The organism is Austwickia chelonae, assembly GCF_003391095.1.
GTDB lineage: Bacteria > Actinomycetota > Actinomycetes > Actinomycetales > Dermatophilaceae > Austwickia > Austwickia chelonae_A.
This window is the reverse complement of the sequence record NZ_CP031447.1, coordinates 1-22,652: the sequence shown is the minus strand read 5'-3', so window position 1 is coordinate 22,652 and position 22,652 is coordinate 1. Positions and strand designations below refer to the sequence as shown.

Genomic DNA, 22,652 nt, shown 5'->3' with positions numbered 1-22,652 from the left:
CTTCGATGGGCTGTCTCGCCCGTCAGCGTACTGTCGTACCCGCCGGCATGGTGACATGTGCAGTAACGCTGGGATCGTTGACCGGCAAGCGTTCGGCGACCCAGGGGAAAACCCAGCTGAAGCAGACTGCGATGACGATAGCGAGCAGGATGGCGCAGATCAGGGCACGGGCAGGAGCTGGCCCTGGTAGAACGCGCCAGAGTGCGGCGTACATGTCATCTTCCTTGGGGTCGATCGCTCGGCGCAGCGAGAGCTGCCCGCACGAGAGGGTTGGCGGCTGCATCAGGAGTATCCGTATTGCGAGGAATCCAGTGGTGGAGTCTGGCGTGGACCACCCAGCGTTTCTGTGCAGTCCAGTGCGGCTCACAAGCGATCAGCGTCATCCAGGCTTCGGTGGGAGTGACTCCGGGTCGGTCGGGCGTCGGGGCGAAGACCTCGACCTGATGTGGGAGAACGATCTTCGAGTTGTCGACCTGGTAGATAGCCCATCCATCCTTGACTTCGACGACGATGTCGTCTCCTTCACGGAGAGCATCGATGCGGTTGTAGGGGTGACTGTAGGTGTCGCGGTGGCCTGCGGTGGCGAAGTTGCCGATCTGACCCGGCATGGCAGAGGTGGGGTCGTGTCCGATGCCTTTGTCCAGTTGAGCGGTGGAGGTACCTTGCAGCACCGGTTGTGGACCATTGCCGAAGCGGGGAACGGTGATCAGTCCAAAGGCTTTTCCAACGGTGGTATTGGCATTCGTGATCGCGCTGGCGGTGGCTGGTGCCGGGCCGGTGGTGCCGGATGCGCCGAGCAGAGTGGGATCTGCGAATTCTCGGCCGAGGTCGGAGACCACACTGGCTGATGCCTGGGAGGCTGCACGGGTCACCCACCACACCTGCCATCCCACGAAGAGGAGTACGAGGAGACCGAAGGTGATGAGCAGTTCACCGAGGACTCCGGTCACGGTAGCGACGGCCCGGTGTCGGCTCGGAGGCTGTCCACGAGCTCCTGTTTCGCTGGTCACATTTGATTGTCGGCCCGGTTCGGTCGCCGTTGAGTGAATCTTGCCTGGGTCGGGCATGTTCTCCTGGGTACTTTCCGCCGAGAAGGCCGTCGGCTATCGTCCTGGGACGTCGGTGAGTCGCTGGCTCTTCCCCGACTCGGCGGAGTTCTACACCCTTCGACCCGACTGCACTTACCCTAGAGAGGTATTCTGGCTTTCTTGTGGATCGCGTTCGATCAGGAGTTCGTAGTGAGTGAGTCCCGCCCGGCCAAGAAACAGGCGAAGTCTGCTCCGACGAGCGTGCGTCGTCCGGTGTCTCAACCGAAGTCCAAGGTCGATGATGTGAGTCCCTCTTGGTGGGCTCCGGTCATGGTCACCTTGATGATTCTGGGCTGCCTATGGGTGGTCGTCTACTACGTGAGTCTGGGTAAGTTGCCAGTACAGCAGTGGGGCAACTGGAACCTGGCAGTCGGCGGCGGTTTGCTGATAGCCGGTTTCTTGATGACGACGAATTGGCGTTGATGCAGTTCTGACGAGCGCGCGGTCACCGTAGGGTGGCCGCGCTTTCGTGCGTGGGTCGTCCTACTGAACGAGTTGCTGCCCTTGTGTGCCCAGAGGTGTTCTGTCCGGAGCGCTCTGTCCACAGATCAGCACTCTTATCCACACGCCTTGTGGAGAACTTCTGTGGATAACTCGGACCGGCACGTCCTTCCAGGATTATGAACACCGAGGCCAGCCCTGTTTTCCACGAGAGCTTCCTCCTTCGTCCACAGCTGTTCACATCACTGTGATTACACCGCTGTTATTCATCCCCAACTGTGGATAAGTCTGTGGATAACCCTCTGATCATGTTGAGACACAAGGCGACCCACTTGAACGACGAGCTATGCGATTCAGCCCGGGAATCAGATGGAGAAACCTCCCCAATAGGGAGATACCAGAGCGAATCTGGCAACGATGGCACCCACCATCACCAGGCTCCCGACTCCCGCCACCGCCCAGGCGAGCGCCCGCGGCCTCAACGGTGAGCCCACAGCAGAAAGCAGCCATGTCGCCAAAGCACCGGCCACAGCGCCACCAAGATGCCCCTGCCAGGAGACATTCGGCATCATCAAGGAGAAAGCCACGTTCAGGACGATCAGAACGGTCACTCCTCGAACATCGCCTCGCCCCCGCATCTCCCGGACCAGAAGGGCGCACATCAGTCCATAGCCGATAGCCGAACTACCCAACACCGGAGTCACCCAGCTCAGATCCCGAGTCAATGGACTCTCCGGCGGCACACTCATCCACACGATGGCTACCGAGCCACCCAAGGCACTCAATACACACATCACCGCGTAGCGCAGGTGTCCCAGGGCCGGCTCCACCACCCTCCCCAGGAGGATCAGAAGCAAAGCATTGCCCACCAGATGCAACGGAAAGTTCGGATCGTGGACCAAAGCACTGGTCAACAGACGCCACGGCTCTCGCCAAGCCAGCATCGGCACCAAAGTCATCTTCGACGTCAGCGAGGGCACGATCAGCTGCACCACGTAGACCACACAGATCACCGCAGTGAACCCATAGGTCACATACGGCTGCGCTTCTGCGGACAAAGCACGTCGCACCGCCGCAGGCCGGCTGCGACGGCTCTCCGCGGAGCAATCCACGCAGTGGACACCCACCGAGGCCGGAACCTGGCACTGCGGGCAGACGGGTCGGTTACACCGCTGGCAGGTGACATAGGTGAGTACACCCTGATGGCGCGGGCACATGGGGCCGGACACCGGCAAAGGTGCACCGTACGGCGTGGTCATGGACTTCCTCCTTGTCACGACCCCCAACGCATGACGCCCCCCGGGGGTGCCGGGGGGCGTCACATGTCCTGCACGCTCTGGTTCACGAGCGTGGAACTTGCAGACAGGTCACTCAGCCACGGTCACGCTGTTGACGACCACCGGCTCCACCGGCTTGTCGTTCGCTCCGGTCCGGACACCGGCGATGGCGTCTACGACCTTGCGGCTCTCCTCATCGGCGACCTCACCAAAGATGGTGTGCTTGCCGTGCAGCCAGGTCGTCGGCGCAACGGTGATGAAGAACTGGGAACCATTGGTCCCCCGTCCGCCGCGCTTACCGGCATTCGCCATGGCCAGGATGTACGGCTTCGAGAAGTCCTTGTCCGGGCTGATCTCGTCGTCGAACATGAACCCAGGGCCACCGAAGCCTTCACCCAAGGGGCAACCACCCTGGATCATGAAACCGGGGATGATCCGGTGGAAGGTCAGCCCGTCGAAATACGGGGTGGGATTCGTCCGCCCTGCGTCGTCCTTGTACTCCTTGGTGCCCTTGGCCAGACCCACGAAGTTGTCGACCGTCTTCGGGGCGTGGTCGGGGAACAACACCACGTTGATGTCGCCGTGATTGGTGTGCAGCGTCACGTTCATGAACGCCATCCTTCCATGAGCACCCCACCACTGGTCGACCTGAACCTGCCGCGATGTCGGACAGATGTGACGAAACACCTTCCGCGCTTGCCCCGGGATAGTTCACGAGACGTCATACGTTGGTCGGAGAGGCATGAAAAACGGCAGGATGGGCAATGGGCTTCGTGAGAGCCGCAACGTCGCCCCACCTTCCGGTCTCGATGCCGATGGCGATGCTAGGAGAGCGAGGAAAACCGTGTTCCAGCGCAAGAAGCACAAGGTCACTGTCCCCACGATCGAGAAGCTGCCAGTCAGCACGTCCGACGTCAGCGAACTGAAGGACTCCTTGATCCCCGCCGCCAGCGAAGCCGCATCCAAGGTCCGAGCCAAGGTCGCCGAGCAGGCCGACCACGGAAAGAACCTGGCCGCGCCAGCCCTCGCTGCTGCAGGAGCCGCCGTCGCACCCAAACTCGACGAGGCTCGAGCCCGCGTCGAGGACGATGTCCTTCCCCGCGTTTCCGAGGCCAAGGACACCTTCGTCGACGAGGTCGTCCCCAAGGTCGTCGGCGCCGTCTCAGCAGCAGTCGCAGCTGGCGCCGCAGCAAAGTCCGACGCCCTCCAGAAAGTGAAGGAATCCGACGCGATGCACCGGGCGACCGACGCCGCACTCGTCCTGAAAGGTGACGCCGTCGTCGCACCGGAACGCCGCAAATCTCGTTTCGGGTCGAGCCTGCTGGCCGCTGCTGGAATCGTCGCCATCGCTGGCGCGATCGCCTGGTACGTGAACAAGAAAGCCGCGGAACAGGACGACCCGTGGGCCCGCCCGCTGGCCGACCCGTACGTGCCCCCGACAACAGGTCGTGAATCCACCACTCCGGAGACTTCGCCCGGCCAGCTCTCCGAAGTACCCCAGGAGAACCACGACCTGATCCCGCCGTCCACCGAGGCCCGTTCCGCAGATATGCCTCCGCCCTCCGGAGCAGACAGCGACAAGAGAATCTACTGACACCGCAGAACATGACGTCGGTGGCCCGATCAGCTGATCGGGCCACCGACGTCATGTTCTGCCCACCCTCATCGGCAACAGGAGAGGCTTCTGTGACCCGCACACCGGGACAGCCCACCGCTGTCCTCTTCGACCTCGACGGCACCATCAGCGCCTCCGGGGAAACCATCGTCTCGACCCTGCACTCCATCCTGACCGAGATGGGATTCCTCGGGTTGTCCGGTATCGAGACCAGACGCATCGTCGGCCCCCCACTGGGGCAGACCCTGCGTGAAATCGTGCAAGTACCGGAAGAACACATCCCTGAGGTCGTCCGACGCTACCGAGCTTCGCTGCACACCCAGCTGGACCGCACCCCGCCTTTCGAGGGGATGCTCGAACTGATCCGTGAGCTGGCCGCAACAGGCCTTCCGCTCGCAGTCGCCACATCGAAATTGGAGTCGATGGCCGTCGAGGTCGTCAACGGCTACGGAATCGGCGAATGTTTCGTCGCCATCTGTGGTTCCCCGCCTGACGAGAGCACCGGCACCAAAGCCGCCGTAGTGGCGTCTGCCCTGGAGCGGCTAGGCACGGCAGGCGCCGACCTGTCGTACCCGGTGATGGTGGGCGACCGTCATCACGACATCATCGGCGCGGGCATCCACGGGGTGCAGACCATCGCTGTCTCCTGGGGTTACGGCGAGCCGTCAGAGTGGGTCGATGCGCTCGCTGTCGTCGATTCCGTGGCGGAATTGGGGGATCTCCTGCGTCCTGGCCTGTGATTCTTCCCGCCTCGACAGTTCAGAAGAGGGCGCCATCTGATCGATGACGCCCTCTTTCGATGCCTGATCGTAGCCGTCATGGGACATCGGCCACGTCCTGGTCGGTTGCTTCCGGTTTCGGGGCAACCGGAAGGTATCTGCTGCTCAGGCCACGTGCTTGCAGGTGGGGCATGCGCAGTCGGTGCAGTCGCAGCTGACGCACTGGTCGCTGCAGTGCTCGCACTGGCAGGTGTTGTGGTTGCAGGTGGGGCATGCGCAGTCGGTGCAGTCGCAGGTCACGCACAGATCGCTGCAGTGCTCGCACTGGCAACTGTTGCACTCGTCCACGTGGTCCTCGTGGAGACGGTGGGCGTGCCCGTCGTGGAGGTAGTCGATGTGGTCCTCGTGGACGACTGCTTCGTGTCCGCAGTTCGGCCCGTGCTGGTGGTCGGTGTGCGGTTCGGCGAGAACGTGGCTCATGTCGGATCCTTCCGGGGTCGGTGGGTCTCTTTGGGCTTGCTCGGATCGTGTTCCGATGTATGGGCGATCGCGTCTCGAACGATGTGGGCGACGTGATCGTCCATCAGGCTGTAGATGGTCTCCCGTCCAGAGCGGTTGCCCTGGACCAGGCAGGTCTCGCGCAGAATGCGCAGGTGCTGGGAGATCAATGGTTGTGGGGCTCCGAGCGCGTCCACGAGTTCGGACACGTTTCGAGGCCGTTCCACCAACAGCTCGATGATCCCGATGCGCAACGGGGCGGAGAGCACCTTGAACAGGTCTGCCGTGGCAAGCCAGCGCGAGGCGATCTCCATGCGTTCAGGATTCATGCATCGATACTAATATGCGGAACGACGCATATGTAAATCGTTTCGCCTATAAGACAATAAAATTCGCGTAAATTCCCAGAGCTTCCGCCCAAACCGTCCATAGGTTGTCCTCCTCGGCCGACAAGGAAGTCAGATCCAGGCCACCTTCACCCGCTCCACGGCCCGGGTCAGTGCACTACGATCGCGAAGCCAGCGCCCACGGCCGAGGGAACGGACCGATGCCCGACTACGAACTCGACACCACGCACCGCGATGGATCGCTGCGTATCCACGCCCGAGGACGAGCTGTCCTCGCCAACCCCATGACGAACCGTGGAACCGCCTTCACGAAGGACGAGCGCGACGAACTCGCCATCAGCGGACTCCTGCCCACCGGCGTCACCTCCATGTCCAACCAGGCGCGCCGCGTCTACGAGCAGTACAAGTCGGCAAAGACACCCTTCGCCAAGAGCAACTACCTCGCCAACCTGCGCGATCGCAACGAGATCCTCTTCTACCGGCTGTTCGCCGACCACCTCGAAGAGATGATGCCGATCGTCTACACCCCTACCATCGGCGAGGTCATCCAACGGTTCAGCGTCGAGTACAGCCGTCCGCGCGGAGTCTTCCTGTCCATCGACCGTCCCGACCTGATCGAGAAATCCCTACTCGAACACGGGTTGGACCCCGACGAGGTCGACCTCGTCGTCGCCACCGATTCCGAAGGCATCCTCGGTATCGGCGACCAGGGTATCGGTGGCATTCAGATCGCCATCGGCAAACTCTCCGTCTACACCGCAGCGGCCGGCATCCACCCCCGCCGTGCAATCCCCGTCGTCCTCGACACCGGAACAGACAACCTCGGCCTCCTGACCAGCCCGTTCTACTTGGGTGAACGCCACGCCCGCGTACGCGGAGAGCGGTACGACGAGTTCATCCGTACCTTCGTGGAGACCACCTCCCGAGTTTTCCCCAACGCGATGCTGCACTGGGAAGACCTGGGCACCGGCAATGCTCACCGCATCCTGGAGACGTACCGCCACGATCACTGCACCTTCAACGACGACATCCAGGGCACCGCAGCTGTCGTCCTCGCTGCCATCCTGGCCGGTGTCGAAGTGGCCGGGCATCCGCTGACCGACCACCGCATCGTCTCCTTCGGTGCAGGTAGCGCAGGTATCGGTATCGCCAACCTCCTTCTCGACCACATGGGCCGCCAAGGTATCCCCCGGGCTGAAGCGATCCGCCAGTTCTATCCCATCGGGATCCAGGGCCTGTACGTCGATGACATGACCGATCTGCTCGACTTCCAGCGGACCTTCGCCCGCCCCCGGGCCGAGGTCACCGATTGGGGTTTCACCCCTGATCAGAAGATCGACCTGCTCGACGTGGTCCGACAGGTCAAACCGACCATGCTCATCGGCACCTCCACCGCAGGCGGCGCATTCTCCCGCGAAGTCGTGGAGGCCATGCACCGATACTGCGAACGGCCCATCATCATGCCGCTATCGAACCCGACCTCACGCGCCGAGGCAACCCCGGCAGAGCTGATCGAATGGACGAACGGGAAAGCCCTGGTCGCCACGGGCAGCCCCTTCGAACCGGTCGACCATCAGGAGATCCGCCATTACATCGCTCAGGCCAACAATGCCCTCATCTTCCCGGGGATCGGTCTAGGCGTCGCTGCCTGCCAGGCCAGCAGAGTCACCGATTCGATGATCGCTGCGGCAGCTCAGGCTCTTGCATCCCACGCGAACGCCTACCGACCAGGAGCCTCACTGCTGCCCTCCATCAACGAGCTTCGTCCGGTGTCGGCACAGGTCGCCCTGGCAGTGGCTCGTGCCGCAGAAGCCGAAGGCGTGGCTCGTCGACCGCTGACCGACCCGGTCGACGACGTCTTCCAGCGAATGTGGACCCCGAAATACCCGCCCCTGGAGATCGTGTGACGGACTGTTCGACCCGTCGTCCGGATGCTCTCCAGGGTGCCTGACGACGGGCCGTTCCACGGTCGGTGACTGAGCGAATAACTGAATCGACAAAAGTCAGAGGGCCCCTCCCGAGTGGGAGGGGCCCTCTGACCTGGGTGGAGCCTAGGGGACTCGAACCCCTAACCCCCTGCTTGCAAAGCAGGTGCGCTACCAATTGCGCCAAGGCCCCAATGGACGCGTCTGCGCCCTACCCGCGAGTGCGGGTGTCGAGGGACAGCCTACGACGTCTCAGCCCAGATGCCGAACCGGGGCCGGTGCAGGGTCGGTGGCTTCTGCCCACAACGCCTGGTCCTCCTGCTTCGCCTGCAGCTTCCGTGCGACGAAGAATCCCGTGGCGACGGCCACGCCCAATACGACGAATTTCCGCATGGCTCAAGCCTACGCGACTGGCCGGGAGGGTGAAGTACCCGTCCCCAACAAAGCCTCCACGTACTCGTAAAAAGCATCGGCGTCGATCTCCTCGATGACAGTGGCATTCGGCACCAGTTGGTGAACGGTGCGCACTGAGGCCATCGAGGTTCCCTCTGCCAGCTGCGCGGAGGCCTGCGGCCCGAGCCATGACATCGCCGAGTAACCCCGCATCGCTTCCGAAGAGGTCTCGACAGCAACGTGGTAGGGCGCAGACCTGGTGACGAGCTCCGGGTGGAGGAGGATCGCAGCAGACAGCGAATCCGGGTGAGTGGACCCGGGTATACCCACCGCTTCGTCGAACGCCAGGGTGGCTTCGATGATCCTGCTGAAGAAGAGCGACAGCGGGGTACCCAGGGCGGCCAACCGGGCCAACCGGTCGCGCCCGAAGGTGGCGTCCCGGACGGTCAGCGGAGCCCAGGGCACGATCACCAGATCCTTGAAACCGGCCTCGCAGACGATCCTGGCGGCTTCCGGGTCGACATAGAAGTTGAACTCTGCGGCAGCGGTGATATTTCCCCGCCCGTTGTTGGATCCACCCATCACCACCAAGGTCTTCACCTTGTTGACGAATCCTGGATCCTTCGACACGGCCGCGGCGATATTCGTCAGCGGCCCGATCGCCACGATGGTGAGTTCGCCGGCGTATTCATCGGCTAACCGGATCAGAGCGTCCACGCCGTGTTCCGGGCTTGGCTCGCATCCGAAGTCGTCCATCGTGAGCCCGCCTACACCGTCACCGTGTACGTCCTCCGCAGAGACCCACTCCCGCATCAGCGGACGGCGACATCCGAGATGAACAGGTATCTCGCCAAGCCGCCCCGCGACCGACAGCGTCATCCAGGCATTACGAACCTGACGGTCGAAGCCCACATTTCCGGCCACCATTGTGATGGCACGCAGATCTGCTGCCGGATCGAGCAGACCCACCAGTAGTGCTACACAGTCGTCTTGAGCGGTGTCGGTGTCGATCACCAGGGGAATCGCCATCTGTCCTCACTCCTTCGCCGAGGACCCCTACCGTAGTGCGCAGCACCAACCACCCGCCAGGGCCTCAGGGTCAGGGGTTGGCGGCCAGGAAGACGAATGCCGACAGCAGCACCAGGTGCACCGTCCCCTGGAGCCGGGTGGCCCGGCCTGGGACGATCGTCAAGGTCGCCACCCCGCCGGTGATCACCAACAACGCCATCTGTAACGGATCCAGCCCCAGGTGGATAGGACCGGGCAGCCACAAGGAAAGCAGAGCAATACTGGGGATCGTCAGACCGATCGAAGCAATGGCCGAACCCAGCCCCAGGTTGAAGCTGGTCTGCATGCGGTTGCGTTGAGCAGCGCGCACCGCGGCAAGAGTCTCCGGGGCCAGGACGAGCAGGGCGATCACCACACCGACGAAGGAGTGCGGTAGCCCTGCCGCACGCACGCCGGCCTCGATGGCAGGAGATTCCACCTTCGCCAGCCCCACCACGGCCACCAGGCAGCAGATCAGCAGGACGAGACTGGTGAGAGTCGCCCGCAGGCTGGGCGGTTCGGCATGGGTCTCGTCATCTTCGGACTGGCCCGTCTTCGATTCTGTGTCGACTTCGACAGGCAGGAAGAAGTCCCGGTGACGCCGGGTCTGGGTGAGGACGAAGAGCCCGTAGAGAACGAGTGCCGATACGGCAGCGAAGGCCAGTTGGCTCCCTGAGTACTGTGGCCCGGGCTCAGCAGTCGTGAAGGTGGGCAACACCAGACCCAAGGTGGACAAGGTGAGCACCGTGGCCAAGGCGGCGCCTGCTCCTTCAGCGTTGAAATAGAGCAGCCCATGTCGTTGGGCACCGACCAGCAGCGAGAGCCCGACGATCCCATTGACCGTGATGATCACCGCGGAGAAGACCGTGTCTCTGGCCAAGGTGGCTGCTCCTTCGCCGCCCGCAGACATCAGCGTCACGATGAGACCCACTTCGATGACGGTTACTGCCACCGCAAGGACCAGCGAGCCAAAGGGTTCCCCGACCCGATGTGCCACCACCTCAGCGTGATGGACCGCAGCCAACACGCTCATCGCTAAGGTCAGCGCGACCAACCCGACGAGTAGTGGAGGGGTCTCCCTTCCCCAACTGGCTGCCAGCAGCAGAACGGCACCGATCGGCACGACGGCCGTCCATGAGGCGATTCCATGGGCAAGGGCAACCCGCAAAGGTTTCTCCGATCCTGGATTGAGCTGATGAAGGACATGACCAGGTAGCGGAGTCGAGCTTGACCTTCCCACCCCCGCAGCTGTCGTCTTTCAGGCTAATTGACATGTGCCGGGGTCTGCAGGCCATGGAGCGCCTACCAGACACCAAGAAGACCCCACGACACGCAGAGTGACCAGCAGTGATCACAAGGTCCGGAGAAAATGTGAGAGGCCCCGGATTTATCCGGGGCCTCTCACATGGGTGGGCCTAACAGGACTTGAACCTGTGGCCTCTTCCTTATCAGGGAAGCGCTCTAACCGTCTGAGCTATAGGCCCATCACGCCTGGACTTTCGACCTGGCGGCACCTTAGGCTACCGCAGGTTCTCTGCTCGTCCAAAACGCGACCAGGACACGGGATCCCCGACCCTGTTCAGTCATCCGAAAGCGTCATTTGTACGCCGCCCACCATGGCCGCGCACACGTTGTAGATCACCGCTGCCAAGGTGGAGATCGCCGTCATCATCACGATGTTGAACACACCGAAGACGACAGAGAGCGCAGCCACCCGGCCCAAGGAGAACCAGTCCGAGACATCAACCTTGCTGTTGCTCGAGGCCCCTGCTTGAAGCTCGTTGACCGAGTCGGTGATCGTGGAGAAGACCCCCATCCCGCTCAACAGACCCCACAACACCGACACCGCTACGACTCCAGCAATCCCCAAAGCCACAGAGAGCAAGAAGGAGATCTTCAGAACCGAGAACGGGTCGACCCGAGAGAGGGTCAGCTTCACCCGGCGAGCATCGGACTGGCGTGCACCGGACTGCTGCGTCGCGGCAGGACCTGAACCTGGCCCCGGGGACGGAGCCTGCACAGGAGCTGTCTTAGCCGGCCCCGGTGCAGCCTTCGGTGCAGGACCCGCGCCCGGCTTGAGCGGAGGCGCTTTCACCGGTCCGGGCTTGGCCTGGGCAGGGGGAGCCTGCCGAGGCGGTACCCCCGCGGGACGTCCTCGCCCGGGAATCGGCTTGGTCTGCCCAGAAGTCGCCTGCGGAGGAGGCCCTCCAGCAGGTTTTCCAGTGCCAGGAGCTGGTTTTCCAGAACCCCCAGCAGATTTAGCAGGGGAAATCGGCACCGGCGTGGTAGGCATGCTGGCCGTCTTCGCCGGACTATTTTTCTTGCCCGGCGTCGGGCGCGGCTCTCCCCGAGCTGCGCTCGGCACTCCAGGCGCGCCGCTTTTCGTCGTCACTCGCCACCTCCGGCGTCGTCATCTTTCAGAACCACGCTACCGCCACCCTCATTGCTCCGAAGAGGTGACTCCGGTGTCCGAGACGGTTTCGTCATTTCTCTCATCGTTCCTCATCGGGGCACTATTTTCGAGGCCCTCACCAGCGGAATCCTCATTCGTTTCCGAGTCGTCACCCTCTGCCTCGGCATTTCGGGCAACTGCAACAATGGCGTCACCGTTATCCGGTTTAGCGAATTGGACTCCCATGGTGTTACGCCCGGTCCGACGGACTCCGTCGACCCGGCTGCGGACGATCTTGCCCTTCTCCATGACCACCATGACTTCGTCGTTCTCGCCGACGGTCAGGGCACCGACCAGATTCCCACCACGTTCCGAGATCGCGGCCACCCGCACGCCCAGGCCGGCCCGACCCTTGACCGGATAGCCGGACGCCGGAGTTCGTTTCGCCAGACCGTTTTCGAAGACCACGAAGACATCGGGATCCTCGCCATCAGGAACTAGACAAAGGGACAGCAGCTCGTCCATGCCACGGAACTTCATCCCTGTCACACCGCTGGTGGCTCGTCCCATCGGACGCAGAACGTCGTCGGTAGCATGGAAACGCAGGCTCTGCCCCTGACGGCTCACCAGCAACAGGTCGTCCTCAGCGGAACAGACCCGGGCTCCGACCAGCTCATCACCATCGCGTAGGTTCACCGCGATCAGACCACCGGAGCGGGGCGAGTCGTACTCGGCCAGCCGTGTCTTCTTGACCAGGCCGTTCCTGGTGGCCAGCACGAGATAGGGCGCGACCTGGTAATCGGGCAACGCCATGACCTGCGCGATCCGTTCTTCCGGCTGGAAGGCCATCAGATTGGCGACATGCTGTCCCTTGGCCTCGCGACTCCCCTCCGGGAGTTCGTAGGCCTTCGCCCGGTAGACCCGGCCCAGGTTGGTGAAGAAGAGCAACCAGTGGTGGGTCGTGGTGACGAAGAAGTGTTCGACGATGTCATCTCCACGCAGCTGTGCCCCGCGGACGCCTTTGCCTCCGCGTTTCTGGCTGCGGTAGGCGTTCACCTGGGTTCGCTTGGCGTATCCGCCTCGGGTGATGGTGACGACCACATCCTCCTGAGGAATCAGGTCTTCCATCGACATGTCGCCGTCGAAGGGCATGATCTGGGTGCGACGGTCGTCACCGTACTTGTCGACGATCTCGGCGAGTTCCTCGGAGACGATGGACCGCTGCCGCGCCGGGGTCTCCAGGATGTCCTTGAAATCCTCGATCTGCCGGGCCAGCTCGTCGTGGTCGTCGATGATCTTCTGTCGCTCCAGAGCAGCCAATCGACGCAGCTGCATGTCCAGGATCGCCAGAGCCTGGATCTCATCGATCTCCAACAGACCCATCAGACCCGACTTGGCCTCATCGGCGCTCGGGGAGCGACGGATCAAGGCGATGACCTCGTCCAGCGCATCCAGGGCCTTCAACAGACCCCGCAGGATGTGGATCCGTTCCTCAGCCTTCTTCAGACGGTAACGCGTCCGACGAACGATGACCTCGATCTGGTGTTCAACCCAGTACCGGACGAAGGCGGAGACCGGAAGAGTCCGCGGAACACCGTCCACCAGCGCCAACATGTTGGCTCCGAAGGTCGTCTGCAACTGGGTGTGCTTGTAGAGGTTGTTCAGCACGACCTTGGCCACCGCGTCACGCTTGAGCACGATCACCAGCCGTTGCCCGGTTCGGCCGGATGTCTCGTCGCGCAGGTCCGCGATCCCGGCCAGTCGCCCGTCCTTCACCAGTTCGGCGATCTTGCGGTTGAGGGCGTCCGGGTTGACCTGGTAGGGAAGCTCGGTGACCACCAAGCAGGTCCGTCCCTGGATCTCCTCGACCTGGACAGAGGCCCGCATGACGATCGAACCACGCCCAGTCCGGTAGGCGTCCTCGATCCCCTTGCGTCCCATGATGAGCCCACGGGTAGGGAAGTCGGGCCCCTTGATGATGCCCATGCAGGCTTCGAGCCGTTCTTCCTTGGTCGCATCCGGGTGCGCGAGCACCCACTGCGCTGCCTCGGCAACCTCACGAAGGTTGTGCGGCGGGATCTGAGTGGCCATCCCGACGGCGATACCTGCGCTCCCATTCACCAACAGGTTCGGGAAACGTGCCGGCAGGACGTCCGGCTCGAGGTTCTTCCCGTCGTAGTTGGGCCGGAAGTCCACGGTGTCCTCGTGGATGTCCCGCACCATCTCCATGGCCAGGAACTGCAGCCGGCACTCGGTGTATCGAGCGGCTGCTGCGCCGTCGTCACCGGAGTTACCGAAGTTTCCTTGACCGTCGACCAACGGATAACGCATGTTCCACGGCTGCACCAGGCGGACCAGTGCGTCGTAGATAGCAGTGTCACCGTGCGGGTGGTACTGCCCCATCACGTCGCCGACGACGCGGCTGCACTTGTTGTAGCCACGGTCGGGTCGGTATCCGCCGTCGTACATGGCGTAGGTGATCCGCCGGTGCACCGGCTTCAACCCGTCCCGCACATCGGGAAGCGCCCGACTGACGATGACGCTCATCGCGTATTCGATGTAGCTACGCTGCATCTCCGCGTTCAGGTCGACCGGTTCGACGCGGTCATGCTCGACGGTCCCGTTCACACCGTCCGCTGCGTCCTCGATGGGCTGTGTGCCGCCGGGAGTCTGCTCGTCACTCACGCTCGTCGTCCTGTTCGCAAGATGGTTGGTAGATCGTTGTCCAGGAGGTGGGCCCCTGTCGGAGGGCCGTGGCCTGGGCCCGACGGTGGTCCGTTTCCGTCGGGCCTGGCATCACAGGTCCAGGAATCGCGCGTCGCGGGCGTTCCGTTGGATGAAGCTGCGCCGCGATTCGACGTCTTCACCCATCAGTACGGAGAAGATCTCATCGGCAGCAGCAGCATCGTCCAGGGTGACCTGGAGGAGGACCCGGTGTTCGGGATCCATCGTGGTCTCCCACAACTCAGTGGCATTCATCTCGCCGAGACCCTTGTACCGCTGGACGGGAGAGTCCTTCGGCAGACGCCAACCTTGGCTCTGCCCCGCACGCAGCATTTCGTCACGTTCGCGGTCGGAGAAGGCGAATTCATGAGGGTGGTTGCTCCACTTGATCCGGTAGAGCGGTGGCTGGGCCAGGTAGACGTACCCGGCTTCGATCAACGGCCGCATGAAGCGGAAGAGCAGGGTCAACAGCAGGGTACGGATGTGCATGCCGTCGACGTCGGCGTCGGCCATCAGCACGATCTTGTGGTACCGAGCCTTCGCGAGGTCGAAGTCCTCACCCACGCCAGTGCCGAATCCGCTGATCAGTGCTTGGACTTCCTGGTTGGCCAGCACCTTGTCGATGCGGGCTTTCTCGACATTGAGGATCTTTCCACGGATGGGCAGGATCGCCTGGTTGAAGGGATTGCGCCCGTCCTTCGCCGAACCGCCTGCGGAGTCTCCCTCGACGATGTAGATCTCGGAAACGCTGGGGTCCTTGCTCTGACAGTCCCGCAGTTTGCCAGGAAGACCACCGGATTCCATCAGGCCCTTGCGGCGGGTGTTCTCACGGGCCTTGCGCGCAGCGATCCGTGCGGCTGCGGCTTGGACGGCTTTGCGGACGATGTCCTTGCCCTCGTTCGGGTGCCGCTCCAGCCAGTCGCTGAACTCACTGGTCATCGCGCCTTGAACGAATCCTTTGACCTCGGAGTTACCGAGTTTGGTCTTTGTCTGCCCTTCGAACTGCGGCTCGCCGAGTTTGACCGAGACGACGGCGGTCAGTCCTTCTCGGATGTCGTCACCGGTAAGGTTCTCGTCCTTGTCCTTGAGCAGGTTCTGCTTGCGGGCAAATTCGTTGACCAACCGGGTCAATGCAGCTCGGAAGCCTTCCTCGTGGGTGCCACCCTCGTGCGTGTTGATCGTGTTGGCATAGGTGTGCACGGACTCGCTGTACGCGGTCGTCCACTGCATGGCCACTTCGAGGGAGAGATTCCGATCGGAATTCTCCAGCTCAAAGGCAATGACCTCGGGGTGAACGTGTTCACTGCGCTTGCTGGCGTTGAGGTGGGTCACGTAGTCGATGAGCCCGTTGTCGTAGCGGTAGCTCACCGTACGCCCGGTGGCTCGGCCCTGGGCGTCCTTGGCCACCTCACCCGAACGCGCTTCTTCGGCTGCCGTTGAAGCGTCGTCCTTGGGCTGTTCGGGTGCTTCCTCGGCGGCCGCGAGCTCGGCTTCCTCCTCGAGTTCGTCTTCGGCGACCTGGATCGCCTGAGGGCGTTCGTCGGTGAGGGTGATGGTCAGTCCCTTGTTGAGGAAGGCCATCTGCTGGAAACGCGCGCGAACCGTTTCGAAGTCGTAGGTGGTGGTTTCGAAGATCTCTGGACTCGCCCAGAAGGTGATGGTGGTCCCGGTCTCTTCGGTGGGCTCCATCTGCGCCAAAGGAGCTACAGCAACACCCCGTTCGAAAGCCATCCTGAAGATGTGGCCCTTCTGGCGCACCTCGGCTTCGAGTCTGGATGAGAGCGCGTTGACGACGGACGAACCGACACCGTGCAGACCACCGGAAACCTTGTACCCGCCGCCACCGAATTTTCCGCCGGCATGAAGTTGCGTCAGAACCAGCTCGACAGCTGAGACACCTTCGACCGGGTGGATGTCGGTGGGGATGCCTCGCCCGTTGTCACGAACGCGTACTCCGCCATCGGCGAGAAGAGTGACGTCGACCCGGTCGGCGTATCCGGCGAGCGCCTCGTCGACCGAGTTGTCGACGATCTCCCAAACCAGGTGGTGCAGTCCTCGTTCTCCGGTGGAGCCGATGTACATGCCAGGGCGTTTGCGTACGGCCTCTAGCCCTTCGAGGACCGTAATGGCGCTGGCGTCGTAGTTGGGGTCGGTCTCCCCAATGTGGTCCATCGGCGCTGCCTGGTTCTCTGGTGCCTCGCGAAGGGGATGCTCAGCGTTGGACTCGGTCACGACGCTCCTGCCGGGAATGGGCGTTCGTGTCGGTCGTTCTACGAGCCCCTGGGATGGGGGCTTCGTCGGTGTACGGCCCCGGCACGAACGACGAGACGTTTGTAGCATCGACAGTCTACCCGCGTCATAGGACAGACATGCATCAGTGGGGCCCTGGCGAGCCACACTGAGGCGCGAATGAGCGGGCTCATGACTCCCTGTATTCGGCCCGGGGTTTACGCGCGCCTGAGGGCCCTTTGCGAAGAATCGACTCTTAGGACATATCGGATTAATCCAGTTTCATCAGCGAGGCACTGGAGAGGAAATCGATCCGAGATCCAATAGGGGTCTGACCTGGTTCTTCGTCAGAAAAACAGGTCCTTTCATCAGTCAGTCCCTACCTTATGGCTCACCATCTAGAGCTAAATCATGCGCAGATGACCACAGCTACCAACGCGAGTGCCGCGGCCCCTTACGCCAGTTCCGAGAGGCTGGGCCAACGATCCTCAGGTCGGTGACCTTCCCCTCGCCGACATCCACAGCAAGCCGTTCGAGCAGGAGCGGAACCATATATCTCAGGTTGGTGGCCCAGCTGGTCGAATCAGCCCGCACCGTCAGTACGCCGTCTTCGAAGGATTCCGGAGCGACGTGTTGCGCTACCTCAGGACCTACGACTGCAGGCCAACGCGAGATCACCGACCCGACGGCGACCTCGACCTGCCACCCACGTTCAGAGAGCAAACGTCCCAAGTGGTCACCCACCAGGATCGGATCCCGCCCGTCTGCTCTAGCACCGGAATACTCCGAGGGGCGCGCCTTGGCACGCGAACGGATCCGCCCTGAGGACGGCCGTAATCCTGCCGAACGAGCATTTTCCCTGGCTTTGGCCAGCGCCGATGCGGCTGCTGCTTCGACAGCTGACTCGATCGGTAGTTCCTCAGCAGCGAATACATCACCAGCCGAAGATCCTTCAGCTTCCCCGGCAAGCTCCTTCCGGGAGGCGGGTCTACCTTCATCCACAGAAATCTCTTGGTTATCCACAGATCCTGTGGATGATATGGGAATGTGCGGGCCTTCAGTCATGACGAAGGCTCCCGGTCTCGCTCTCCACGAGAACCCCGTCGTCCGAGGTGACCGTCCCCTGAGAAACTCGACAGACCACGCCCCGCAACGCGGCAGGGATATCTTCTGGAACAGCAGCAGTCACCAGAACCTGTTCGGCATCGGCGATGAGTGCCGCGAGCCGATCTCTTCGCCCCGAGTCCAGTTCGGCGAAAACATCATCGAGGATCAATACCGGGTCGTTCTGAAGATCTCGCCTCAACAGCTGGAAAGCCGCCAGCCGCAGTGCAAGCGCAAAGCTCCACGACTCCCCATGGCTGGCGTATCCCTTCGCAGGTAGTCCTCCCAGCGAGAGCACCATTTCATCTCGGTGGGGGCCCGACAGCGACAACCCACGCTCGATCTCGACAGCACGTTGCTCAACGAGTGTGGCGTGGAAAGCTTCCCGCAGCTCCTCCACGGTCGGCACTTCACCGTCCAGGATTTCCTTGGCGGTCTCTTCCTGAAGTGAAGAGCGATACACCGCATGCGCATACGAGGAGGTTGCGCTCACCTCATCGTAGGCAGCAGAGAGAAAAGGCTTCAGATCCTGCAGGATCCGTAACCTTCCGTACAAGAGTTGCGCGCCCACTCCTGCAAGCTGATCGTCCCAGACATCGAGAGTGTGCAAGGCCGAGGCGATCCGCTCATCATGGCTCGAGGAGATTTGGGACGATCTACCTCGTCCTCGTCCCGCCCGACGACGGAGGTCAGGTGCGGCGGACTTCAGTAAAGCATTGCGTTGCCTCAGGATCCGATCGTAGTCCGACCTGGTTGCAGCCCATCGTGGCTGACGCGCAATCAGCAACGCGTCCAGAAATCGTCGACGTTCAGCTGGATCACCTTTGACCAGCTCCAGATCCTCCGGCGCGAAAAGGACAGTCCGCAGAGTGCCCAAGACATCCCGAGGCCGGCTCTGCGCCGAACGATTTAGCCGGGCACGATTCGCCTTGCCTGGGATGATCTCGATCTCGACGAGTTGCTCCCGATTCTCACGGACGATGGCTCCCCGCACCACAGCTCGATCCGCACCATGTCGGACCAGCGGACCGTCCTGGGAGACCCTGTGGCTTCCCAGGGTGGCCAGATATCCCACCGCCTCGACGAGGTTGGTCTTCCCTTGCCCGTTGAAACCAACCAGCGTGGTCACACCAGGAGAGAAGGACAGTTCGACAACCTCGTAGCTGCGGAAATCTGTCAAAGACAGATGTCGGAGATACACCCCTGCCTCAGCGGGATCGGGTCGTGACTCGGCAGGATTCGAAGACAGGCGATGTCACGGCATCTTCCTTTCCGAACTGTTCCGATCCGGGCCATTCGACAGAGGGTTGATCAGCCTGCGAAACGTACCGGCATCAGCACATACCTGTAGGAGTTGTCCGCCTCTCCGTCGGCTGAGCTCTGGCCGGTCAGGACAGCAGGCTTGTTGCTCTGGGTAAAGGCCAGCCTCGCATGATCCGTTCCGATCGCGTGCAAACCGTCTAGGAGGTAGTGGGGGTTGAACGCGATCTCGAAATCCTCACCGGACAAAGAGCACTCGATGGCCTCCGACGCCTGGGCATCATCTCCGGTACCTGCATCGATCGAAAGCTGTCCTTCCGAAAAACGCAAGCGCACCGGCGTATTGCGTTCTGCGACCAGCGACACACGCTTCACTGCTTCGACAAGAGCGGAGGTCTCGATGACCGCTTCGGTTTCGACGCTGGACGGGAAAATGGACGACACCTTCGGGTACTCACCGTCCAGTAGGCGGCTCGTGGTTCGTCGCTGGCCGGCTTCGAAGCCGATCAAGCCGTCTCCGCCTGCCGCCTCACCGAATGCGACCTCCACTGAAGCCGCGGCCCCCAAGGACTTCGCGGTCTCAGACAGAGTACGAGCAGGCACCAGAAGGACACCAGAGGCTTCGGGGTCCCGAGGGTTCCAATCCATTTCACGCATGGCAAGCCGGTATCGGTCAGTGGCGAGCAGAGTCATCTTCGAGCCTTCAATCTCTACCCGGACCCCGGTGAGAATCGGCAAGGTGTCACTCTTATCTGCTGCAATCGAGACCTGGGCGACGGCCTGTGTGAACAGATCTCCTGCAATGGAGCCGCTGGGGTCGGGGGAGATAGGCAACGACGGATACTCGTCACTCGGCATCTGCAGCAGGCTGAATCTGCTGGAGCCACAGGTCAGCTGAACCTTATTGCCCTCTGTGGTGATTTCGATCGGCCGCATCGGTAAGTTGCGGGAGATGTCAGCGAGAAGACGCCCAAGCACCAGGACGGTACCTGACTCACTCACGTCCGCAGGCACGATGATGCGCGCAGAGGTCTCGTAGTCGAAGGCCGAGAGGGTCAAGGTCCCGGCTTCATCTGCAGTGATAAGCACCCCAGCCAGGACTGGAACTGGCGGACGATTAGGCAAACCTCGGGCGACCCAGGTGACGGCCTCCGCGAGGACATCGCGCTCCACACGGATCTTCATGCGAACTCTCCGCCCCTCTGTACTCCGAATTCAGTGCCTTCCGACTGTAGTGCCCCTGGGGACCAACACCAATCGGCCACCAGAGGTACGGAGCGTCGCGCACATCACTTGTGATGTGAGTCACAAATGATGTGGAGTGCTCAGAGCCCATCCCATCCGGTCGATGTGGAGTCCGTAGGGGCAAGTTGTCCACAGCGCTCGTACGCAAGCTCGTTCATGCCACTTAAGTCTCATAGTCGTAGTAGGGCCTGTGGATATTGTGGATAACTGCCTTTTGCGCAGCTCAGCTGCGCTGAGAACTTGTGATTTATCTGGGGATAACACCTGTGCATAACAGGCGGTCGTTGTGGACGAATGACAAGAATCCACAGGCGGCCTCTGTCTGTCCACAGGTTGTCCACAATGAAATGGTCGATTGTCCACATGTTTTCCACTGCCCTGTGGGTGGAGCACGACCCCGCTGCTGGCTTGCCGCTGCGGTCCTGTCCATGACAGGGCTGCACCGCTGGTGAACGGCAGCCTGCAGGGGCGATTTCCGCTGTGCGCACCCCCTTGTTATCCACAGAGTTATCCACAGCTGTGTATGACGTATGGGCACGTGGAAGCCATCGAATGACAAGTTTTTTGTAGTTCTCAGAACTGGTTTATCCACACCTGTGGATGACTGTGTGGACAGGTGCTCCTGAGGACGGGCAAGTTGCGAAACCGTAACTCTGCTGTGACCTCAGGAAATGCCCTGAGTGGCCTCCCCCGTCCGGCTCTGTGGGTGGTTGTCCACAGAGCTGTGGACAACCACCCACAGAGCCGCTGACGTGCTGCAGAAGTCCTTCTGCTCCTTGGTGGCCCGACGTCTGCTCCAGATCAGGGTCGTCCACAGGAGGCTGGGCAGAGGAGCAGTCGCAGCCGCCAGGCCGATCGCTGACAGGGTGGTTCGAGCCAGACCGGTCTTAGACCGACGTCGTGCGGATCCTTGTCGTCAACTCGGTCACCTGGTTGTAGACGCTTCTTTTCTCCGCCATCAACGTCCGGATCTTCCGATCTGCATGCATGACCGTGGTGTGGTCTCGGCCACCGAATTGCTGCCCGATCTTGGGCAGGGACAAATCGGTCAACTCGCGGCACAGATACATGGCGATCTGCCTGGCTGTGACAAGGATGCGGGACCGCGAGCTGCCACAGACGTCATCCACGGTCAGCCCGAAATACTGCGCGGTCTGAGCGATGATCGCTGCAGCTGTAATTTGGCTTGAGTTTCCTTCAGGCATCAAGTCCTTCAGGACGATCTCAGCCAAGGTGAGATCCACTGGTTGGCGGTTGAGGCTCGCGAAAGCGGTCACTCTGATCAGCGCGCCTTCGAGCTCGCGGATATTCGTGGAGATCCTCGAGGCGATGAAGTCCAGAACCTCGTCTGGGATGGTCAACCGCTCCTGGATCGCTTTCTTCCGCAGGATCGCGATCCTTGTCTCGAGATCCGGAGGCTGGACATCGGTCAGCAACCCCATCTCGAAGCGAGATCTCATCCGGGCTTCGAAGCCCTGGAGCATCTTCGGTGGGACATCGCTGGTGATGACCACCTGCTTATTGCTGTTGTGCAAGGTGTTGAAGGTGTGGAAGAACTCTTCCTGTGTCTGGAGCTTGCCGCCCAGGAACTGTATGTCGTCGATCAACAGCACGTCGACCTCGCGGTACCTGCGCTGGAAGCTGGCCGCCTTGTCGTCGCGGATTGAGTTGATGAAATCGTTCGTGAACTCTTCGGAGTTGACGTATGTCACTCGGACGTTGGGATAGATCTGCCGGGCGTAGTGGCCGATGGCATGGAGCAAGTGGGTTTTACCCAATCCCGAATCGCCATAGACGAACAGTGGGTTGTAGGCCTCTGCAGGGGCTTCGGCAACGGCAACGGCGGCAGCATGGGCGAAACGATTGCTCGCCCCGATCACGAAACTGTCGAAGGTGTGTTTCGGATTCAGTCTGGCTTCTCCGGAGACGACCCGCCCGTTGCTCTCCTGACGGCGGACCGAGGTGGGCGAGTTCTCCTGAAGCTGTTCTGTTGTAGAAAGCTCCGGTGCTGGATCCGCTTCGGAAGGCTGAGAGCTCGGTACGAGCGGAAGTGGGTCGGTGCTCAGGTCGTCGAGCGGCAGCGCGTCATGTCTCAGCTGTGGATCAACGGTCACGGCTACGGTCGTGGGCTCACCGATCCGAGTGGAGAGGGCGGCAGCGAGCTCAGCGCGGACTCTGGTCTCGATGACGTCCTTGGTGAAGTCGTCCGGAACGGCGACGATCGCGGTACCGTTCAACAGACCGAGCAGTCGCCCCTGATGAAGAAAGGCCCGGTCGCGGGGGGTGAGTTCTAAGGAGTCGAGGGCGTCCCGCCAGATGTCGGTGTAGTCGTCGCTCTGGTCGGTCAC

Annotated in this window: 20 protein-coding genes and 2 tRNA genes; 4 read left to right on the top strand and 18 right to left on the bottom strand. The window is 61.9% G+C overall.

The annotated features are described in order from the left end of the window. Positions 1 to 22: 22 nt before the first annotated feature. Together DX923_RS00105 and DX923_RS00100 are read right to left on the bottom strand one after the other, a co-directional pair. Positions 23 to 214, bottom strand: coding sequence for a hypothetical protein (locus DX923_RS00105; protein WP_116111789.1), 192 nt, complete (start codon positions 212 to 214; stop codon positions 23 to 25). 1 nt (position 215) lies between these two features. Then, entirely contained in the window at positions 216 to 1,010 is a 795-nt protein-coding gene (locus tag DX923_RS00100; protein WP_162872661.1) for a class E sortase, read from the bottom strand. A gap of 198 nt (positions 1,011 to 1,208) precedes the next feature. On the opposite strand from DX923_RS00100, the gene DX923_RS00095 reads away from it, so the two are divergent. Continuing rightward, positions 1,209 to 1,511 (top strand): cell division protein CrgA, encoded by a 303-nt coding sequence (locus DX923_RS00095; protein WP_430732285.1) that lies wholly within the window; start codon positions 1,209 to 1,211, stop codon positions 1,509 to 1,511. Between the two features lie 383 nt (positions 1,512 to 1,894). Here DX923_RS00095 and DX923_RS00090 read toward each other — a convergent pair whose 3' ends face one another. Both DX923_RS00090 and DX923_RS00085 read right to left on the bottom strand, forming a co-directional pair. Next, on the bottom strand, positions 1,895 to 2,788 hold the full coding sequence (locus DX923_RS00090; protein ID WP_116111784.1) for a rhomboid family intramembrane serine protease: 894 nt from the start codon (positions 2,786 to 2,788) through the stop codon (positions 1,895 to 1,897). Positions 2,789 to 2,896: 108 nt separating this feature from the next. After that, positions 2,897 to 3,415 carry a peptidylprolyl isomerase gene (locus DX923_RS00085; protein WP_116111782.1) on the bottom strand — a complete coding sequence of 173 codons (519 nt, stop codon included), beginning with the start codon at positions 3,413 to 3,415 and terminating at the stop codon, positions 2,897 to 2,899. Between the two features lie 235 nt (positions 3,416 to 3,650). On the opposite strand from DX923_RS00085, the gene DX923_RS00080 reads away from it, so the two are divergent. Further along, entirely contained in the window at positions 3,651 to 4,400 is a 750-nt protein-coding gene (locus DX923_RS00080) for a hypothetical protein (RefSeq protein ID WP_116111781.1), read from the top strand. A 92-nt stretch (positions 4,401 to 4,492) separates the two neighbouring features. Then, the gene (locus DX923_RS00075) at positions 4,493 to 5,161 is read left to right on the top strand and encodes an HAD hydrolase-like protein (protein ID WP_162872660.1); all 669 of its coding nucleotides are present in this window, start codon (positions 4,493 to 4,495) and stop codon (positions 5,159 to 5,161) included. A gap of 144 nt (positions 5,162 to 5,305) precedes the next feature. On the opposite strand, the gene DX923_RS00070 is transcribed toward DX923_RS00075, so the two are convergent. Then, complete coding sequence (locus DX923_RS00070; RefSeq protein WP_116111778.1) at positions 5,306 to 5,620, bottom strand: hypothetical protein; 315 nt, start codon at positions 5,618 to 5,620, stop codon at positions 5,306 to 5,308. Next, a complete protein-coding gene (locus DX923_RS00065; protein ID WP_116111776.1) occupies positions 5,617 to 5,967 on the bottom strand; it encodes an ArsR/SmtB family transcription factor in 351 nt (116 codons plus the stop codon). The genes DX923_RS00070 and DX923_RS00065 overlap by 4 nt, the downstream gene beginning before the upstream one ends. Positions 5,968 to 6,185: 218 nt before the next feature. Here DX923_RS00065 and DX923_RS00060 point away from each other — a divergent pair, with 218 nt between their 5' ends. Further along, positions 6,186 to 7,892, top strand: a complete 1,707-nt coding sequence (locus DX923_RS00060; RefSeq protein WP_116111774.1) for an NAD-dependent malic enzyme — start codon at positions 6,186 to 6,188, stop codon at positions 7,890 to 7,892. Between the two features lie 138 nt (positions 7,893 to 8,030). Here DX923_RS00060 and DX923_RS00055 read toward each other — a convergent pair. The 12 genes from DX923_RS00055 to dnaA form a co-directional block, all read right to left on the bottom strand. Next, positions 8,031 to 8,103, bottom strand: a tRNA-Ala gene (locus DX923_RS00055). A 59-nt stretch (positions 8,104 to 8,162) separates the two neighbouring features. Continuing rightward, positions 8,163 to 8,303 (bottom strand): DLW-39 family protein, encoded by a 141-nt coding sequence (locus DX923_RS15980; RefSeq protein WP_006503836.1) that lies wholly within the window; start codon positions 8,301 to 8,303, stop codon positions 8,163 to 8,165. Between the two features lie 9 nt (positions 8,304 to 8,312). After that, positions 8,313 to 9,332 carry a nucleoside hydrolase gene (locus DX923_RS00050; RefSeq protein ID WP_116111772.1) on the bottom strand — a complete coding sequence of 340 codons (1,020 nt, stop codon included), beginning with the start codon at positions 9,330 to 9,332 and terminating at the stop codon, positions 8,313 to 8,315. Between the two features lie 70 nt (positions 9,333 to 9,402). Beyond that, positions 9,403 to 10,473 (bottom strand): calcium:proton antiporter, encoded by a 1,071-nt coding sequence (locus tag DX923_RS00045; RefSeq protein ID WP_116111771.1) that lies wholly within the window; start codon positions 10,471 to 10,473, stop codon positions 9,403 to 9,405. A gap of 287 nt (positions 10,474 to 10,760) precedes the next feature. Next, positions 10,761 to 10,834: transfer RNA gene (locus DX923_RS00040), tRNA-Ile, on the bottom strand. A 95-nt stretch (positions 10,835 to 10,929) separates the two neighbouring features. Further along, positions 10,930 to 11,289, bottom strand: a complete 360-nt coding sequence (locus DX923_RS00035) for a DUF3566 domain-containing protein (protein WP_162872659.1) — start codon at positions 11,287 to 11,289, stop codon at positions 10,930 to 10,932. A 501-nt stretch (positions 11,290 to 11,790) separates the two neighbouring features. After that, on the bottom strand, positions 11,791 to 14,316 hold the full coding sequence (gene gyrA, locus DX923_RS00030) for a DNA gyrase subunit A (protein ID WP_240322853.1): 2,526 nt from the start codon (positions 14,314 to 14,316) through the stop codon (positions 11,791 to 11,793). A 222-nt stretch (positions 14,317 to 14,538) separates the two neighbouring features. Continuing rightward, a complete protein-coding gene (gyrB, locus tag DX923_RS00025) occupies positions 14,539 to 16,638 on the bottom strand; it encodes a DNA topoisomerase (ATP-hydrolyzing) subunit B (RefSeq protein ID WP_240322852.1) in 2,100 nt (699 codons plus the stop codon). 486 nt (positions 16,639 to 17,124) lie between these two features. After that, on the bottom strand, positions 17,125 to 17,697 hold the full coding sequence (locus tag DX923_RS00020; protein ID WP_240322674.1) for a DUF721 domain-containing protein: 573 nt from the start codon (positions 17,695 to 17,697) through the stop codon (positions 17,125 to 17,127). Positions 17,698 to 17,752: 55 nt separating this feature from the next. Then, positions 17,753 to 19,000 (bottom strand): DNA replication/repair protein RecF, encoded by a 1,248-nt coding sequence (recF, locus tag DX923_RS00015; protein WP_116111763.1) that lies wholly within the window; start codon positions 18,998 to 19,000, stop codon positions 17,753 to 17,755. A 110-nt stretch (positions 19,001 to 19,110) separates the two neighbouring features. Beyond that, the gene (gene dnaN, locus DX923_RS00010; protein WP_116111761.1) at positions 19,111 to 20,244 is read right to left on the bottom strand and encodes a DNA polymerase III subunit beta; all 1,134 of its coding nucleotides are present in this window, start codon (positions 20,242 to 20,244) and stop codon (positions 19,111 to 19,113) included. Between the two features lie 947 nt (positions 20,245 to 21,191). Next, complete coding sequence (dnaA, locus tag DX923_RS00005) at positions 21,192 to 22,652, bottom strand: chromosomal replication initiator protein DnaA (protein ID WP_116111759.1); 1,461 nt, start codon at positions 22,650 to 22,652, stop codon at positions 21,192 to 21,194.

Excerpts from the sequence above, each read along its gene's own strand:
- gyrA (WP_240322853.1), bottom strand. The coding sequence starts at position 14,316 with ATGCAGCGTAGCTACATCGAATACGCGATGAGCGTCATCGTCAGTCGG.
- DX923_RS00050 (WP_116111772.1), bottom strand. The coding sequence starts at position 9,332 with ATGGCGATTCCCCTGGTGATCGACACCGACACCGCTCAAGACGACTGT.
- DX923_RS00060 (WP_116111774.1), top strand. The coding sequence starts at position 6,186 with ATGCCCGACTACGAACTCGACACCACGCACCGCGATGGATCGCTGCGT.
- DX923_RS00105 (WP_116111789.1), bottom strand. The coding sequence starts at position 214 with ATGTACGCCGCACTCTGGCGCGTTCTACCAGGGCCAGCTCCTGCCCGT.
- gyrB (WP_240322852.1), bottom strand. The coding sequence starts at position 16,638 with ATGGACCACATTGGGGAGACCGACCCCAACTACGACGCCAGCGCCATT.
- DX923_RS00090 (WP_116111784.1), bottom strand. The coding sequence starts at position 2,788 with ATGACCACGCCGTACGGTGCACCTTTGCCGGTGTCCGGCCCCATGTGC.
- DX923_RS15980 (WP_006503836.1), bottom strand. The coding sequence starts at position 8,303 with ATGCGGAAATTCGTCGTATTGGGCGTGGCCGTCGCCACGGGATTCTTC.
- DX923_RS00070 (WP_116111778.1), bottom strand. The coding sequence starts at position 5,620 with ATGAGCCACGTTCTCGCCGAACCGCACACCGACCACCAGCACGGGCCG.
- DX923_RS00065 (WP_116111776.1), bottom strand. The coding sequence starts at position 5,967 with ATGAATCCTGAACGCATGGAGATCGCCTCGCGCTGGCTTGCCACGGCA.
- dnaN (WP_116111761.1), bottom strand. The coding sequence starts at position 20,244 with ATGAAGATCCGTGTGGAGCGCGATGTCCTCGCGGAGGCCGTCACCTGG.
- DX923_RS00085 (WP_116111782.1), bottom strand. The coding sequence starts at position 3,415 with ATGAACGTGACGCTGCACACCAATCACGGCGACATCAACGTGGTGTTG.